The following is a 15314-nucleotide window of genomic DNA, read 5'->3' as shown; positions in this document are numbered from 1 at the left end:
TGGAGCATGATGCCAGCGGTTACGTTTGATTTGATCAGGAAGTGGACATCAGTTGTGGTTCTACAGCAGAGGACGTTACCGTCAGCAAAGTCACTTATTGATTAAAGGAGGGCATGCCCGCTGCCGCCCTTAATAAGGTGCTTTTGATAGCCGGTGCGATGATTTGAAGCGGAAACTGGTGCATCAGGTAAATATTTATTGCTGCTGTGAACGGTATAATATCTGTTGAGACAAACAGCGAGAGGTTGTAATCAAATGCTGACGTATATCACGACTGGTACAAATGACCTTCAGCGATCCGTGGACTTTTATGACGCTATTTTTAACGTCCTCGGCTATTCGCGACAGCCAGCCTGGACAGAGGGCTGGGCAATGTGGGGAGATGATGATAATCCGGATGAGGGGTTCAGCTTTTGTATTTGCCCTCCCTTTGACGGATATACCGCGACGGCTGGAAACGGAACGATGTTCGCATTCAGTGCAGATAACGCCGAGCTTGTCAGACGCTTTCATGCAGCTGGCCTTCTTGCGGGTGGAGAGAATGAAGGAGATCCAGGCACACGAACCACATATGGCCCCGACTTTTATGTTGCCTATCTGCGCGATCCTGACGGACATAAGCTGGCATGCGTTTATCGGGGTTATTCTCCTGAAGCAGATAACGACACAGATGAACAGTAGTCACCCCATTGATAAAATTTCACGATTTTAGCGGTGACTAAATCAACTGTGAATTCAAGCATTCCCGGCGAAAAATCTCAATTCACTGCGCGGCTGGCGTACTGCGATTCTGGCGTAAAGCGAACATATTAGCTGGGCGAGGTCTGCTGAAGGCTAAAAGAGGACAGGACATCCCGCAATGAACTCATTCCTTATTGTTCTGACTCAGCATGGGCCAGACGTAAATGATGCGCTATAAAGTTCGCTTTGAGCGCGCTGTAGCGATGAGCATCGTTCCTGCTGAGTCGTGCTGCTGAATGCTTCAGCTCAGCATATAACCCTGCGATGGTTGTGTTTTTTCGTAAATAATCGCGGAAGACAAGATGTCTTAGTACCTGCATATCGCCACTAGCAAAGGCATGCACCTGATGACTACGCTGATCGCCACCCTTGATGAAATATCTGCGTCCTGACATCCTGTTCTCACCGCGGGCAACATAACCGGCGTGGGCCATTGCACGATTGTATCTATCCAGTTCATTGATGTCGGAGACTTCCAGCAAGATGTCGATAATGGGCTTTGCTGAGAGACCAGGGACGGATGTGCTGCCAATGTGATGGATATTTTTAGCCACTCCACCGAGCAGTGACTTTATCAGTAAACTTTCCGTTTCAAACATCTCAGGCCATTTATCATCGTATGGCACAACTATAACCGTCCGCATCAAAACACCTCCTCAGCCCTGAGTATACAACTCATCCCTGAACCTTTGTGCCTGCCGCTGGCGTTCCCTGGTGAAAAAACAGCATCCACTGGCCTTCATCTGAACAAATCCAGTAAGAGGAACGTAATGCAGCATGACTGCCATCAGCGTAAAACGTCCGATAGTGAAGCAGGGCACAACCGCAGCCCATCTCCGTGAGCCGGAAATCACTGCTGAGAATAAAGGGTGCGGCCTTCTCACTTAGCAGCGCCGTAATGGTCTCTGATCGGCTGACAGTCACTCCTGACCGGCTGATTTCCCGGAACTCAGGATGAAGAATCAACTCAAGCCACGCCCGATCGCTTCGTCTGTCACTATGAAGGCTGCACTCAAGCAATCTGAGCTTTTCCAGAAGCATTCTGCTTATCCTCGAATAATTATGGCGGATGTTTTAATGATCATAACAGTGCGCCTGTATCTTAACTCCTGATACAGGCAATTTCTGATGGACATAGTGTCTGCAAAGAGCGAGAAACGGACAGAGAGTAAACCCTCTTCAGTAACACAGAGTCATTTTTAGCAGGGTAATTAGGTTTAACCGGTATGTTCAGAACGTCGCAGAAACAGATTAATTACTCTGCTTTTCAGGTACAAACTGATTCAGAAGTAACGTAATGACACAGATCACCGCGCCTGCAAAAAATGTAGAGGCAGAACCCCATATATCCCATAAAAGTCCTGCCCCCAGACTTGCTATAAGCAATCCCATGCCACTTAACAAACTGAAAAATCCAAACGCTGTTCCGCGAAGGTCTGCTGGTGCAGTACGAGCGATCATGGTGTTAAGCAGGCCCTGAGTCATTCCCATATGTACACCCCATAATGCTACGCCAATTATGATCCCTACCCAGGTATCACTCAGAGCAAGCACTAAATCTGCCATAATGAGCACAACGAGGCCCATTTGCAGCAATCGCCTGTGACTGCTCCTGTCGGATAAGCGTCCAAACGGGTAAGCTGTAAAAGAAAAGACAATATTCATGGCGACCATTACGAGAGGAATGAGAGCAAGAGGGATATTGACCTCCTGTGCTCTCAGAACCAGGAAGGCCTCACTAAACCTGGCGAGGGTAAAGACCCCGCCCAGCCCTATTACCCACCAACAATGTACGCCCAGCCTTTTCAGATTTTCTTTTTTTACTGGGTTTGTTGTTGCTTTTACTACATGTGTGCGAGGTTCATGTAATCCAAAGAATAACAGGGCAACGGCCAGAATTGCCGGCACGACCGCCACCCAGTAAACAGCGCGAAAATCATTACTCCATAATAGCATTAGCCCCACTGCTAGCAGCGGTCCGAGAAATCCTCCCATAGTGTCCAGCGTCTGGCGCAGGCCATAAACCGCCCCTCTGATTTCGGGTGGTGTAACGTCGGCAACAAGAGCGTCCCGGGGTGCACCCCTTATTCTTTATCCTACACGATCAATCATGCGCGCACTGAATATCATTCCAGATGTGGAGGCCAGTGCAAACAGCGGCTTGCTGAGCGCACCCAGACCATATCCAAGAATTGCAACCCTTTAAGTTTGCCAATGTAATCGCTGATAACGCCCGAAAAAACTTTGACACACAAAGCTGTTGCTTCAGCCAGTCCTTCAATAAGGCCAATGATGACTACCGGAGTGCCTAAAGCAGTTGCCATGAAAAGCGGAAGTAGGCTGTGGATCATTTCAGATGAAACATCCATCAAAAGACTGACAAAACCAATAATCCAGACTCCACCGGGAATACGCCGCAATGTTGAAAATCGAACACTCATTTCACATCCTTTGAAAAAGAAAAGCGCTATTAAACATCACATCACGTTACATGTTAATGAGAATCATTTTTCTTAACAAACTACGGTTCTCAGGACGAAACTCAAGTTGCGCCTTTTTAAGCAGGCAAGCATAACTTCTGTTTCTGGCAAAAAGCGGACGCTATCCAGCGTAATGTCCGCTATGAGCGAAAAGCGGACAAAATGTTGAAAAGTATAGAATGTTAAAGAATCTGGTCGTTGGAGATGACTTATACAGGTATGTAATAGAAGCCCTCCAGGACAGGAGCACAATCAGCTGGTACTGCCTTGTTTTCGCGTATGAAAAAATCATGCCCCGCTCTGCGAGATTCACGCCTGAATGGCATAATGTGCCTGTAAATATTTACCTTCATTGCTGTCAGTTGGTCAGGCGTGCCGTGGAACGGAAAACGCAGAAATGCAGCAGAGCCTTCCTGAGTGGGATCGCTCTGTTGAAGACCTGAATCAAAGGTCAGGCTAAATTTAATCCTTTCTGAATTACCAGGCGCGGGTCCATAAGTTTCAGCGACATAAGCCGGAAAATGTCCTTCCATTTTTTCTCTGGCTTTATGCAGTAAATTTCGGCGCTGTTCAGTATGGAAGTCTATGTTCTCCAGCTCAGAGCCGGTGCAGGTATAACCCAGATTGATCCCCTGCAATGACTTCAGACGGGTCATGACGAGCTGCGGGTGCGGCAAATCAGGCTTTTCGCCGGTTAATTCAGGCAGGAGCCCTTCAAAACTCCACAGAGCCGCTTCTCTGTAACGACCAGGGGCCTGACCGAAATGTTGTTTGAAAGTACGGGTAAATGCCTGTTGCGTACTGAATCCCAGCCTGTAAGTTATTTCCGTCACGGGCAGACTGGTCATTTTCAGTAAAATTGCCGCCCGGGAAAGTTTTCGGTAGCGAATGTATGAGGCCAGCGCAAGGCCGGTTTCAGCCCTGAACAACCGCTGCAGAAACCATTTGCTGTATCCGGCCTTTACGGAAACATCCTCCAGTAATACTTTTCTTTCAAGGTTGTTTTCAATCCAGATGACTAAGTCACGCGTAAAGCTATTCATCATTAACTCCAGGTGTGTGCCGCCGCATAATATAGCTTCCCTTACATTTGTTCTATCTAAAAAAAATAAATTGAATCCCGGGTCTTACTGTGCGCAATAATCATTTTATCCTGTCATAGATAAAATTATTTTCAAGTGAAACAAATTATTTCAGAAGTCGCGCATAATAAATGAGCTGATATTTTAACTTTATGTTTATTATCATTTATTTAATTTGCGCAGGTGTCACCTATTCCGTCAAGTATTAGGCGGAATTTTTTTAAGTTAATTTTTAGGCTACGATCCCTTATTCAGTTTTTTCTTTTTTTTTCACGCAGAGGAAAGTATATGAGTTCAGACATCATGCGTGCAGCCAGAATGCACGGAAAGGGAAAACCTCTGGTTATAGATGAAATTGACCGGCCATCTGTTCGCCCTACTGAAGTTCTGGTTCGGGTTAAGGCGTGCGGCATGGTACCTAATCTCCAGAATGTACTGGAAAAATGGGACGAGCTGGCACCGGACTTACCGTTGCCTGAAATGCCCGCTATCTTTGGACTGGACGTGTCAGGTGAAGTGGTCAGCACTGGTGATCGCGTAACCGACTTTCAGCCGGGCGACAGGGTCTACGTCAATCCACTGCGCGCCTGTGGGTCGTGCAGTGCGTGCCGAAATGGTCACCATCTCGACTGCGAAAGGATGATCCTGAATGGCTATTTCGGGATTAAGCCTGAAAGCGCCGCACTTTTTAAGGATTACAGGTATGGAGGATATGCTGAGTACATGCCTGCACCGCAGGACAGCCTTGTGCGCCTGCCTGATAACCTCGACTTCAGCACTGCAGCCCGCCTGGGCTATCTCGGCACCGCATATCGTGCACTGAAGCGCGGCAAGGCCGGGCCGGGGAAAACGGTGTTAATCAACGGTATTACCGGCACGCTGGGGCTTGGTGCGGTGGCGCTGGCGCTGGCGCTCGGAGTCAGACAGATACTCGGTACTGCACGTAATGAATCACTCTTTGAGCGTGTAAAGCAGCTGGCTGAGCCTGGACGCATCGAGATTCTGAAATCCGGAGAGGAGTCTGCTGATGAATGGAGTCAGAGAGTCACTGAGGGGCGCGGTGTTGATATTGCTATTGATGCACTCAATCCCGGAGCGCCGCCAGAGCCGATGAAAGAGGCCATAAAAACCCTTAACAGAGGAGGGTGTCTGGTCAACGTAGGCATGGTAAGTGAAGAGGTTCCGCTGGATGTATTCTGGATGATGTCTAACAACATCAGTCACATAGGTTCCTGCTGGTTTTCAACTGAACAGGGGCAGGAAATGGCAGATCTGGTCGGCGCGGGAGCGCTTGACTTGTCCTTTTATGAAAATAAGGCTTACCCCCTGGAGCGGATTAACGATGCTGTCGACGGCACCGAAGACCGGAGCGGCGGCTTCACGAATATTGTGATCACGCCATAAAGATGAGGGTCTCCTGCCGCCGCAGGAGATCCGCAGCCCCGTCTCCCTCATTAATTACAGTAAGACAGCATGAACAAAGTCATAAAGATTTATGAGATTTTAAAAGATACTCAGCCAACCTATGAAGAAACAGAGCATGACTGGATGAGGAACGGGCTGTCGAGTACGCCTTTCAAGCATCTGGTCTCGTGTGCTTTGTCTACGGTCACGACCACTGCACGTACTGTAAAGGCCTGCAATGCGCTCTACGCCGAAGTAAAAAATTTCGATGACATCAGGAAGCTTTCTGATGAAAGGCTGATTGAGCTGATAAAGCCGGTTGCTCATTATAACCGTAAGGCACGCACTTTAAAAAAGATGTGCGACATTATTGTTGACGATTATGACAACCGTATCCCTGATACAAAGGAAGAACTTCTCAGGCTACCCGGCATTGGTCAAAAATGCGCGAACCTGATGCTGAATTATAAATATGAAAAGCCCGTTATCGCAGTGGATACACATATTCACAGGGTGATAAATCGTCTCGGTATTGTCAGGGCATCAACGCACGAAAAATCAGCCGAACAGCTCAATGACATTACGCCGGAAGAATACAAAAAACACGCGCACGAGTGGCTGATTGCCGTGGGCATGAATATCTGTAAGCCCCGTAAGCCTCACTGCAGTGAATGTCCAGTTTCGGCCTACTGCGATTATTACCGGCAGCGCGCAGCCTGAAGGCCCTGCGCGCTGCGCATAAATGGCAAACGGACAACCCGTCTTGCGCTTAATGATTTTAGTTTAGGACGCCTGCTTCCTGCTTAGCGATGACCCAGGCAAATTTAATCAGGAGAGTTTTAATGCGAATTTCACTTGAAGGACAGGTAGCCCTAGTAACCGGCGCCAGCTCAGGGCTGGGCTACGCCTGCGCTGAGGCGCTGGCTGCTGCTGGTGCAGCCGTCACCATCAATTATCACAGCCACCGCGAGCCTGCTGAATCGCTGGCAGAAAAGATTCGGGCGCACGGAGGCCAGGCTATCGCTGTGGCTGGCGATGTGTCTGTCGAAGCGGATGTCGATAAACTGATTGCGGCCGCGGTAAGCACCTTTGGCCGGCTGGATATTCTTGTGGCGAACTCTGGCCTGCAGAAAGACGCGTCGTTCGGTGATATGACGCTTGCCGACTGGAACAGCGTTATCAGTGTTAACCTGACCGGACAGTTACTCTGCGCCCGCGCCGCCCTGCGTCAGTTCAGGCAGCAGCAGTTTAAACCTGAGCTGAGCCGCGCCGCCGGCAAGATAGTTCACATGAGCTCGGTGCATCAGGTTATTCCCTGGGCAGGACATGTCAACTATTCAGCATCAAAGGGTGGCGTGGATCTTCTGATGCGGAGTATTGCCCAGGAGATAGGAGAAGAGCGTATTCGCGTGAATGCGGTGGCTCCCGGCGCCATCAAAACGGCCATCAACGCTGACTCAATTAAGGGCGGAGCAGAAGAAAAACTGCTTGAGCTTGTTCCCTATGGCCGGATCGGCGTGCCGGAAGATGTGGCAAACGCCGTGGTCTGGCTGGCAAGCGACCTGTCAGATTACGTGCACGGTGCGACGCTGTTTATCGACGGGGGAATGAGCCTTTATCCCGGCTTCCGCAACAATGGCTGACTGACGGTCACTTCCTTCCCCAACTGACAGGTAACTTCAAGAGGAGCTGACAATGAAGAAAAAGCTATTTTTTGCAGTTTTGCTTGCTGCCCTTTGCGGAAATGCCGGAGCATCTTCAGGCGGATACCGGGCAGGAGAAAAAGCGCCCCCCCACACAGAGAAGACGCCGCGAAAAAGGGTACAGAAGATACGCTTGCGACTAAAGCAAAAGTAATCAGGGACTTCAGGCAGGGGGGGTACGTAACGCTTGAGGGTTATATCATTCATGAGCAGAAGCCAGGGCACTATCTCTTCCGCGACTCAAGCGACACCGTCAGGTTCATGGCTCCCCGCAGCGCCTTTCGCGGTCAGGTGTATCAGGCCAGTGAAAAGGTCCGCGTCAGTGGGCGTGTCTACGGTAAAGCGGATGAAACGTTTATGAAAGTGAGCCGGATCGATAGGCCCTGAACAGCCTAAAAGTGGACAACGGACCGTGCTTAATCCGGTCCGTTGAACATTCTGCATTCTGCGCTTATGTGTAGTATAAGATTACTGATAGCTCCAGAACGGGCAGAAACCCTGACGTCAGGTGAAAGTGCTGCAACTTGCTTTTAGCAATCTGAGCGCCTGAAAGTCGTACGTGTACAAAAAATTTTGTTGTGTCTGCTTCTGGCAAAAAGCGGACATCGTGTTCACATCCCCATTACGATTGAGCACGCTGAATGCTAAGTTCATAAACTACGCAGGGCACATCATAATGCTGTTCTATTGCTTTGTAAGTCATGCCTAATCGCTGCATCACTCGCTGAGAGGGCGAATTTTCAGGGTCGGCAACAGCCACTAAATACGTTGCGCCTATCTGCTCTGCCGCGAAATCAATAATCGCTTTAGCCGCTTCTGTTGCATAGCCTTTGCCATTCTGTTCTGGGACGAGCCGCCAGCCAATCTCTAAGGGTGCACCTTCAACGTTTGCCAGATATTGAAGGCATGCTGCTCCAACAATGACCCCGGAAGCCTTCTCTTTGAGAACCCACCACGAAAATCCATATTTCTGCCATCTGGCCTGAACACGCCTGATGCTTTCCCAAGTCTCTTCTGGTGTTTTAACAACCCCTTTGCTGATATACCGCATCACGCCAGAATCGCTTTCCATTACCCTTAAGCCTTCGTAGTGTGAGTCATGGTAGGGTTCAAGCCTTAAGCGCGCAGTTTCTAAATTCATTTGACACTCCTTTTACTTGAAAGAATTACTTTCGCTGAACTTCTCAAAATAAATCACCATAGCACGATGTTAAGCTGCGTCAGCTTCTGGCAGCATAGTAAGGTCAGCTATGAGCGAAGAGCAGACATTTGCCCTATCTCTTTTATCGCATTGCTAATACCGGCATATTCTTGATTGAATTCTTTGGTATATCTCTCTTTTAGACAGACTTTACTGTTTTGAAACGAAAATTTGTGTAATCTATCGCATCCATGTACTAGTTAGATGGGGTTGTGATGAGTTTTTCGTCAATTGAGGACGTCAGAAACCGTATCGATCAGATTGACAGTGAACTGGTTAAAATGATCGCGCAATGCAGCCAGTGTGTTAAAGCTGCAGCAGCTTTCAAAAGTGACCATTCAGCCGTGCGTGCTCCAGACCGTGTCAAGCAGGTAATCGACAAGGTAAGTAAACAGGCGACTGAAGCAGGACTTCCTACAGGGATTATCGAAAAGGTCTGCCGGACTATGATCGATGCGTTTATCGATTATGAACTCACGCAACACGACCAACTGCGACAGGAGAAATGCTGACATCGTGCGTCAACATTCCATTGAACTCCTCCCCATAACTGTAGCGGGTGTCGAGGCAATAAACGCCAACAGCGACATTTCATTCGGGCGGCATACTCACGACCAGTTCGGTATTGGTTTGATGGACAGCGGCGGGCAAAAATCCCTGAGTGGGCGCGGACATGTCGAGTCGAACGCGGGTGATGTTATCGCTGTTAACCCGGGGGAAGTTCACGACGGGACACCACTCAATGGCCCGCGATCCTGGCGGATGCTTTATTTTGATAAAGAAATTATAAATCAATGCTTTATCGATATTTCTGATGGTAAATATGCCAGCGGAGAATTTGCCCTGCCTGTATCGACGAATGCTGGCATGGCAAAAAACTTCAACCAGTTATATCAAGTCATTATCAGTGGTAATAGCGATGTAGAAAAGCTGGCTGCGGATGAAGCATTGTTAGTCCTGACCAAAGCATTGGCCCAAATGCCCCGGATTCAGATGAACATGCCCATAAAAGGTGTGTTATACGCGAAGCAAAAAATGGATGACGCGCCGGAGAGTGCCACATCTCTTACTGAACTGGCGGCGATTGCCGGACTCGGGCAGTTTACATTTTTACGCGCTTTTGCGCATTACAGTGGACTGACCCCGCATGCCTATCTTATGCAGCGACGCCTGTCCCTGGTTCGAAAGCTTATCAGGGGCGGAATGAACCTTGCTGATGCAGCCATTGCGGGTGGATTTGCGGATCAAAGCCACATGACCCGTCTGTTTGGTCGCAGCTATGGCTATACGCCGGGCCTTTATGCGCAACAGATTTCAAAAATATAGCTGTCAGTGTCGCTGCAATTTTATTCAAGACAGAGAAACCTCTTAATCGAATACTGAAACGATTATTTCAGCTGTCGATGAGGGGTAAAATTTGATACTCTATAACGATTTTCTGGTGACATCTCTGCTAATTGTTATGTCACCCGGTACTGGTGCCATCATCACGCTTTCTGCCGGCCTCAGGCAGGGTAAACGTAGCGCAATAATTGCTGCTGCCGGATGCACTCTCGGGGTTTTGCCTCATATGCTGGCTGCAGTTACAGGCCTTGCCGCCCTGCTACATGCCAGTCCGTTACTATTTTCCATTGTGAAGTATACCGGTGTGGCTTACCTGCTGCTTATGGCGTGGCAAACTCTACGGGATAAGACACTTTTAACCGCTGATGGTCTCAGGCAGGAGTTATCTCCTGGCGCCTTGATAATACGGGCGGTAGTTGCCAATCTTCTTAATCCCAAACTTTCGCTATTTTTCCTAGCATTCCTTCCGCAGTTTATCGCCTCCGGTGATGTACATCCCACACAGAGTATGTTGATTCTTTCAGCTATTTTTACGGCCCTGACTTTTGCAGTATTTTCTCTGTATGGTGCTTTTGCATCATCTGTTAGTCATTATGTATTAGGAAATCCTAGGGTGATGACCGGCATTCGTTGGAGCGTGGCACTGGCCTTTACTGCAGTTGGGATTCGCCTGGCGATGGCTGTGCAATAGTAAAGACTTGTGATAGATAACGCCTGAAAGGGGAGGATTGAACGTCCGCTTCTGGCACAGGGCTGCTGTTGCAGCCCTCACAAATTAAACTTCAATAGACTCAGATATCTCCAGGGCATCATCCACTTCAATACCGAGATAACGGACTGTACTTTCGAGTTTTTTGTGACCTAACAGTAGCTGGATTACTCGAAGATTTTTCGTTTTTTTATAGATCAGATATGGCTTGGTTCTTCGCATAGAATGCGTACTGTACAGAGTCTCGTCGAGACCCAGCTTATCAATCCATCCATGAAAAATACGGTTATATTGCCTTGTTGAGATATGTCGTGAAGAACCGACGCGGGACTGGAACAGATAGTCGCTACTAAGTAGATGAGCCATTTTAATCCACGCGGTTACAGCCTCTCTGGTTCCCTTAGTCAGTTCAAACTGAACGGGGCTTCCCGTTTTTTGCTGCAGCACTGTCGCTCTGCCCGAAACAGAGTGCCCATAGGCCACATCAGAAACTTTTAGCTTAACCAGATCACAGCCCCGAAGTTTACTGTCCAGAGCCATGTTAAACAGAGCTAAATCGCGTACTTTTCCTTCCAGCTCAAGTCTGATACGGATTCCCCAGATATGAGAGATCTGAAGAGGCCGTTTCTGGCCAATAAGACGGCCCTTGTTCCATGGGAATGTTGTCATGCTCAATCTCCTTTGGGTTAGGAGATGTGATTATGGTCGTCCAATATGAGCGAGAAGCGGACATATTAATAGATATGGGCAGGACTGAACATTCTTGAGCGTTGGCATTCAGTTCAGCTGCGCCCTAGAGTTGCGGAAGAAAACGCAGCGTCAAATATGCGATACTGAGGAGCGCATCAGCGGCCTGCTGGAAGAGATATGTGAGGTTCTGGGTGAGCAGCATGACCCTGCACTGCCATAGCCGCTACGCTAGTCTTCCGCCCGTGAACCGCTGCTGGCGTATCTGCAATGCGAAACCTTAACGCTGCAGCCGGAGGAGGCGCTCTGCCCGGCGTGTGGTTGTGAACTTAGTCCGCTGGGCTGCGACGTGTCGGAACAGCTGGAGCTCATCAGCAGCACCTCAGCAGTGGCCAGTAAACCGGATCTTGCATCTGTTACCATGGCAGAAACCGGAACCGGATTTTATCAGAATGACTGCCAGCCAGAACTTGTGGTTGTCAAGCTCATATTTTTTACAGGCGTAGCAGCTTCAGTAAGTTTTTCGTCAGACCTGCCGGTTTTAAAGATCTCAACGGCCTGACGCAGATGGGCAGCCTGCTCCTCAAGGGACGCCGCCGCGCTGGCCGACTGTTCAACCAGTGCTGCGTTCTGCTGGGTGACGCCATCCATTTCCGAAACGGCTTTGCTGACCTGCTCAATACCGCGCGTCTGTTCCACTGATGAGGATGCGATTTCTTCCGTCAGCGTAGTCACACGGTTGACAGAGATGACAATACCGGACATCGATTTCCCGGCCTCTAAGGCATGATCAGCACCGCTTCTGATACGCAGTGCCGACTGTTCAATAAGCTGTTTTATATCCTGTGCGGCTACCGCACTGCGGCCCGCCAGGGAGCGGACCTCACCCGCAACGACAGCAAACCCGCGCCCCTGCTCGCCCGCACGTGCGGCTTCAACGGCAGCATTGAGGGCCAGAATATTAGTCTGGAAGGCTATGCCGTCGATAATTTCGATAATACCCGCCATTTTCTCTGAGCTTTCACTGATACTTTCCATGTTGGTGATAACCCTGCCAACGGTTTCACCGCCCTGCGTAGCTATGGCCGCCGCTTCTCTGGCCACAGCAGACGCCTGCTGGGCATTTTCGGCATTCAGTTTCACCGTGGATGTAATCTGCTCCATGCTGGCGGCGGTTTCTTCAAGCGCCGCCGCCTGCTGTTCTGTACGCGAGGACAAATCCGTGCTGCCGGCAGAAACCTCTGACGCGCCGGTTAAGATAGAATGCGCCGCGTCACCAACTGACCTGACGGTAGTGGCAAGCGCATTCCGCATCAACTTTAATTCAGCCACGAGGAGCCCTACCTCATTTCGGCCCTCATCACTGATTTCCGACACAAGGTTACCTGCGGAAATTGCGCGGATATAGCCCGTCAGCCTGTTGACCGGACCGAGCAGTAACGTTTTCAGCCCCAGCCAGACGGCAATGATGATGAAAAAGGCTGAAAATGCCACAGCCAGCAGCGTCCACCGCACATCCGCCAGCCCCTGCTGGTTCTGTTGTAAGGTCTGCTGCATCAGGTTATTGTTAACCGTCCGCCAGCTCTCATAGTTACGCTCAAGCTGGTCCTGTGCAGCTTGTGCGTCAAGATGACCATAGGCCTGATAATTTCCCTGCTTAAGGAAATTGGCAGATGCCTGCATCGTGGTATACATAGCCTGGAATGCACTGGCCACTTTGACGTCTTCCGCTTTGCTCTGACCTGTCTCACGGTGAACGGCCTGCCAGGCTCTGAATAAAGTCTGGGCCTCGGTGGCCGTCTGCACCGCGTTATCAAGAAGTGCAGACATCGCGGCAAGTGAAGCCGGGTCACTCTGGTTTTTCAGAAAGCGAATGGCTACGCGGTTAATGGTAACGCGTGTTTTTATAAGCGTCTGGACCGTATCGCCAAGATACTGCTGCTGCAGGGTAAGCTGGCGGGCACTGATAAAATTTTTGTCGGCCTTCAGGGCTGAGGCGTAAAAAAGCGCACCCGTTAGGGCAAGCAGGGCAGTGAAGATGATGAGTACTGCGGCAATGCCGGTCGTCAGCCTGAGATTTTTGAACATGTTGTGGTTCCGTATAATGAGTGTTTAAAACATCATCGGCAATAAATTACTTTACGTGAGTAACTACAGGTATATTGTTTAAAATAAGTTCAACAAGTGCTGTTTATCAGGTGAAGCTGCCACATGACCGGCCACTAAAGAAAGCAGATCTCAAATATGTATAAGTGCCAATACGGCCTATATGTGCCGCTTACGAAATGCTTTCGCTTCCACAGGCCATTCATCACTGCCCGGGCCTCATCATCCAGCGCATCCCAAGTGCGGCTGCGGAGTCCGGTAGCCAGCCACAGGTCATGTAGCCGGTCACTGTTTTGTCCGTCAGTTCTGCCCCGTCCCGCCGCCGTCAGCGCCCGCACCTAATTCACGTTCTCCTTCAGGCCGGTCATACGCAGCCTGTTTGTAAGCGTCTGACAGTGTTGACACTTGTATGAAGGTGCATCAGCTTAGACTTTAGCTGGTAGGTTTTGTTGATTCAGCACAATCAATCAGAGAGGGTCTGCTTTGGGCGAAAATCAGAATCCATTCTGCTAGACCCTACAATGTACAGTTAATGATTTTTAACTTAATACACGAAATTTCACCTGGGAATAACATCTTACTGGCACCTTACCTTTGTGCCAGATATAGCCATTAATGCGGTCACAGAAAGCGAGCGTGAGTCACGCGCATCGTGAACAGGACAAAAGGTGCATATACCAGAGCTGATATAGCACCTTGTTGGTAAGAGACAGGATGTGTAATCTGATAAAAATCATTTATTATGCGGAAAATTTTATCGTCCCAGCAATACCCGCCTTGAAAATTCTTTTTTGAGCTCAACGCTGTATGGGGCGTTATAAAAGCTTACCTTCTGAAATTTATCATCGAATTCTTTATTCAGATGTTTATTTACCGTAATTGAACCAAAAACGTTATGGAGTTCGCTTTGCGTTTTTTCACTGATCAGCCAGTTGACAAACAGAGCAGATGCAGCGGGGTGTGCTGAATTTTTAGCTATTACTACAGCGTTGGCACCGGCAGGCATATCAAACCCGGGTACATAAAATTTTATGCGTGATGTCACTGCACCTGTTTTTTTAAGAGTCAGCAGGTGGTCTTCCCACGCAGGTGCCAGAATAAGCTCGCCATCATTGATACGGGTAAGACTGTCTGCCTGCGATTTTGTGAGCGTGATCTTACTTTTATTTTTAATAAACCATTCCCATCCTTTATCCCACTGCTGGAGAACGGCCGGGTCTGCTTTATCAGCTAACTTATGCTCTCCCTGTCCGTGGAGTGTCAGTACTCTCTGTATAAAAGCTTCACCAGCCCCGCCATTTTGCGGATCATTGTATCCAAACAAATTTGGATTGTTGTCGATGAAGCCCTGAAGCTCCTCCAGAGTCTGAGGCAGTTTTTTGTCCTGCATTTGCAGCGGGTCATACGCAAACCCGGTCTGGCTTCCCCAGAATGCAAGGCCATATCCGAGGAAGTCGGTACCATTGACTTGACTATAGCCATTCTGGTATTCAGGAAGCCATGCTACTGGCGAAACGGTATGAGAGTTAAGGACAAGTGGCATCTGGCTCATCGTAAAACCTACTACATCAAGCTTCCCGGTTTCTTTATTTTTTTCAGCAAGAATTTTATTCAGATTCCCGTCTATGGTCGATTCAGGAATGATTACTTTAATACCGTACTCATATTCAAATTCTTTTACAAAATTTCGCCATTGTGGCTTGAGATACCAGACATTAAAGTTAACTGTCCCTTCGTTTTTTGCCTGGGAGACAACCTCGCTCCACGTCATTTCTGAAAGCTGCGCTCCCTTTGCCGCAGAAAAAGAGAGACCAGTAACCGTTATAACGGTAGTTAAAGTTAAAAAGCGTTTCATAT

At 48.9% G+C, this 15314-nt stretch carries 14 protein-coding genes and 3 pseudogenes; 9 read left to right on the top strand and 8 right to left on the bottom strand.

Annotated elements, in window-relative coordinates; genetic code table 11:
- The first annotated feature begins 255 nt into the window (after positions 1–255).
- Positions 256–681, top strand: coding sequence for a VOC family protein (locus tag F3I20_RS16585; protein ID WP_150014252.1), 426 nt, complete (start codon positions 256–258; stop codon positions 679–681).
- Positions 682–872: 191 nt separating this feature from the next.
- Here F3I20_RS16585 and F3I20_RS16580 read toward each other — a convergent pair whose 3' ends face one another.
- The 3 genes and pseudogenes from F3I20_RS16580 to F3I20_RS16565 all read right to left on the bottom strand — a co-directional run bounded on the left by F3I20_RS16580 (position 873) and on the right by F3I20_RS16565 (position 4267).
- On the bottom strand, positions 873–1385 hold the full coding sequence (locus F3I20_RS16580) for a GrpB family protein (protein ID WP_150014250.1): 513 nt from the start codon (positions 1383–1385) through the stop codon (positions 873–875).
- Positions 1386–1992: 607 nt separating this feature from the next.
- A pseudogene (locus F3I20_RS16570) lies at positions 1993–3182 on the bottom strand (MFS transporter).
- A gap of 248 nt (positions 3183–3430) precedes the next feature.
- The gene (locus F3I20_RS16565) at positions 3431–4267 is read right to left on the bottom strand and encodes a helix-turn-helix domain-containing protein (protein ID WP_150014246.1); all 837 of its coding nucleotides are present in this window, start codon (positions 4265–4267) and stop codon (positions 3431–3433) included.
- 324 nt (positions 4268–4591) lie between these two features.
- Between F3I20_RS16565 and F3I20_RS16560 the strand changes: the two genes are divergently transcribed.
- The 4 genes from F3I20_RS16560 (at position 4592) to F3I20_RS16545 (ending at position 7797) form a co-directional block, all read left to right on the top strand.
- A complete protein-coding gene (locus tag F3I20_RS16560; RefSeq protein ID WP_150014244.1) occupies positions 4592–5707 on the top strand; it encodes an alcohol dehydrogenase catalytic domain-containing protein in 1116 nt (371 codons plus the stop codon).
- A 69-nt stretch (positions 5708–5776) separates the two neighbouring features.
- Positions 5777–6427: an endonuclease III domain-containing protein gene (locus F3I20_RS16555; RefSeq protein ID WP_046102933.1), complete on the top strand. Its 651-nt coding sequence runs from the start codon at positions 5777–5779 to the stop codon at positions 6425–6427.
- A gap of 122 nt (positions 6428–6549) precedes the next feature.
- A complete protein-coding gene (locus F3I20_RS16550; RefSeq protein ID WP_150014242.1) occupies positions 6550–7350 on the top strand; it encodes a glucose 1-dehydrogenase in 801 nt (266 codons plus the stop codon).
- 93 nt (positions 7351–7443) lie between these two features.
- Complete coding sequence (locus F3I20_RS16545) at positions 7444–7797, top strand: YgiW/YdeI family stress tolerance OB fold protein (RefSeq protein WP_223811688.1); 354 nt, start codon at positions 7444–7446, stop codon at positions 7795–7797.
- A gap of 235 nt (positions 7798–8032) precedes the next feature.
- On the opposite strand, the gene F3I20_RS16540 is transcribed toward F3I20_RS16545, so the two are convergent.
- Positions 8033–8551 carry a GNAT family N-acetyltransferase gene (locus F3I20_RS16540; protein WP_150037955.1) on the bottom strand — a complete coding sequence of 173 codons (519 nt, stop codon included), beginning with the start codon at positions 8549–8551 and terminating at the stop codon, positions 8033–8035.
- Positions 8552–8826: 275 nt separating this feature from the next.
- Here F3I20_RS16540 and F3I20_RS16535 point away from each other — a divergent pair, with 275 nt between their 5' ends.
- The 3 genes from F3I20_RS16535 (at position 8827) to F3I20_RS16525 (ending at position 10646) form a co-directional block, all read left to right on the top strand.
- Positions 8827–9123 carry a chorismate mutase gene (locus F3I20_RS16535; RefSeq protein ID WP_150014240.1) on the top strand — a complete coding sequence of 99 codons (297 nt, stop codon included), beginning with the start codon at positions 8827–8829 and terminating at the stop codon, positions 9121–9123.
- The gene (locus tag F3I20_RS16530; protein WP_223811707.1) at positions 9065–9937 is read left to right on the top strand and encodes an AraC family transcriptional regulator; all 873 of its coding nucleotides are present in this window, start codon (positions 9065–9067) and stop codon (positions 9935–9937) included. Before F3I20_RS16535 ends, F3I20_RS16530 begins: the two co-directional genes overlap by 59 nt.
- A 94-nt stretch (positions 9938–10031) precedes the next feature.
- Complete coding sequence (locus tag F3I20_RS16525; RefSeq protein ID WP_084690480.1) at positions 10032–10646, top strand: LysE family translocator; 615 nt, start codon at positions 10032–10034, stop codon at positions 10644–10646.
- 84 nt (positions 10647–10730) lie between these two features.
- On the opposite strand, the gene F3I20_RS16520 is transcribed toward F3I20_RS16525, so the two are convergent.
- Entirely contained in the window at positions 10731–11333 is a 603-nt protein-coding gene (locus F3I20_RS16520) for a site-specific integrase (RefSeq protein WP_150014238.1), read from the bottom strand.
- A gap of 127 nt (positions 11334–11460) precedes the next feature.
- Between F3I20_RS16520 and F3I20_RS24195 the strand changes: the two are divergent.
- Positions 11461–11763, top strand: a pseudogene (locus F3I20_RS24195) (IS66 family transposase); the annotation flags it as partial.
- Positions 11764–11798: 35 nt separating this feature from the next.
- Here the strand turns inward: F3I20_RS24195 and F3I20_RS16510 are convergent.
- The 3 genes and pseudogenes from F3I20_RS16510 to F3I20_RS16505 form a co-directional block, all read right to left on the bottom strand.
- Positions 11799–13439 (bottom strand): methyl-accepting chemotaxis protein, encoded by a 1641-nt coding sequence (locus F3I20_RS16510; RefSeq protein WP_150014236.1) that lies wholly within the window; start codon positions 13437–13439, stop codon positions 11799–11801.
- A 197-nt stretch (positions 13440–13636) separates the two neighbouring features.
- Positions 13637–13776: pseudogene (locus tag F3I20_RS24595) on the bottom strand (DUF1281 domain-containing protein); the annotation flags it as partial.
- A gap of 435 nt (positions 13777–14211) precedes the next feature.
- The gene (locus F3I20_RS16505) at positions 14212–15312 is read right to left on the bottom strand and encodes an ABC transporter substrate-binding protein (protein WP_150015432.1); all 1101 of its coding nucleotides are present in this window, start codon (positions 15310–15312) and stop codon (positions 14212–14214) included.
- Positions 15313–15314: the final 2 nt, after the last annotated feature.

Origin of the sequence: Candidatus Pantoea gossypiicola, assembly GCF_008632075.1 — a bacterium.
Taxonomy (GTDB): domain Bacteria; phylum Pseudomonadota; class Gammaproteobacteria; order Enterobacterales; family Enterobacteriaceae; genus Pantoea; species Pantoea gossypiicola.
This window is presented reverse-complemented; position numbering and strand designations above follow the sequence as displayed.

What these genes read in the sequence shown, in the direction of transcription:
- F3I20_RS16585 (WP_150014252.1), top strand. Translation starts at nt 256, where the DNA reads ATGCTGACGTATATCACGACTGGTACAAATGACCTTCAGCGATCCGTG.
- F3I20_RS16580 (WP_150014250.1), bottom strand. Translation starts at nt 1,385, where the DNA reads ATGCGGACGGTTATAGTTGTGCCATACGATGATAAATGGCCTGAGATG.
- F3I20_RS16565 (WP_150014246.1), bottom strand. Translation starts at nt 4,267, where the DNA reads ATGATGAATAGCTTTACGCGTGACTTAGTCATCTGGATTGAAAACAAC.
- F3I20_RS16560 (WP_150014244.1), top strand. Translation starts at nt 4,592, where the DNA reads ATGAGTTCAGACATCATGCGTGCAGCCAGAATGCACGGAAAGGGAAAA.
- F3I20_RS16555 (WP_046102933.1), top strand. Translation starts at nt 5,777, where the DNA reads ATGAACAAAGTCATAAAGATTTATGAGATTTTAAAAGATACTCAGCCA.
- F3I20_RS16550 (WP_150014242.1), top strand. Translation starts at nt 6,550, where the DNA reads ATGCGAATTTCACTTGAAGGACAGGTAGCCCTAGTAACCGGCGCCAGC.
- F3I20_RS16540 (WP_150037955.1), bottom strand. Translation starts at nt 8,551, where the DNA reads ATGAATTTAGAAACTGCGCGCTTAAGGCTTGAACCCTACCATGACTCA.
- F3I20_RS16535 (WP_150014240.1), top strand. Translation starts at nt 8,827, where the DNA reads ATGAGTTTTTCGTCAATTGAGGACGTCAGAAACCGTATCGATCAGATT.
- F3I20_RS16530 (WP_223811707.1), top strand. Translation starts at nt 9,065, where the DNA reads ATGCGTTTATCGATTATGAACTCACGCAACACGACCAACTGCGACAGG.
- F3I20_RS16520 (WP_150014238.1), bottom strand. Translation starts at nt 11,333, where the DNA reads ATGACAACATTCCCATGGAACAAGGGCCGTCTTATTGGCCAGAAACGG.
- F3I20_RS16510 (WP_150014236.1), bottom strand. Translation starts at nt 13,439, where the DNA reads ATGTTCAAAAATCTCAGGCTGACGACCGGCATTGCCGCAGTACTCATC.
- F3I20_RS16505 (WP_150015432.1), bottom strand. Translation starts at nt 15,312, where the DNA reads ATGAAACGCTTTTTAACTTTAACTACCGTTATAACGGTTACTGGTCTC.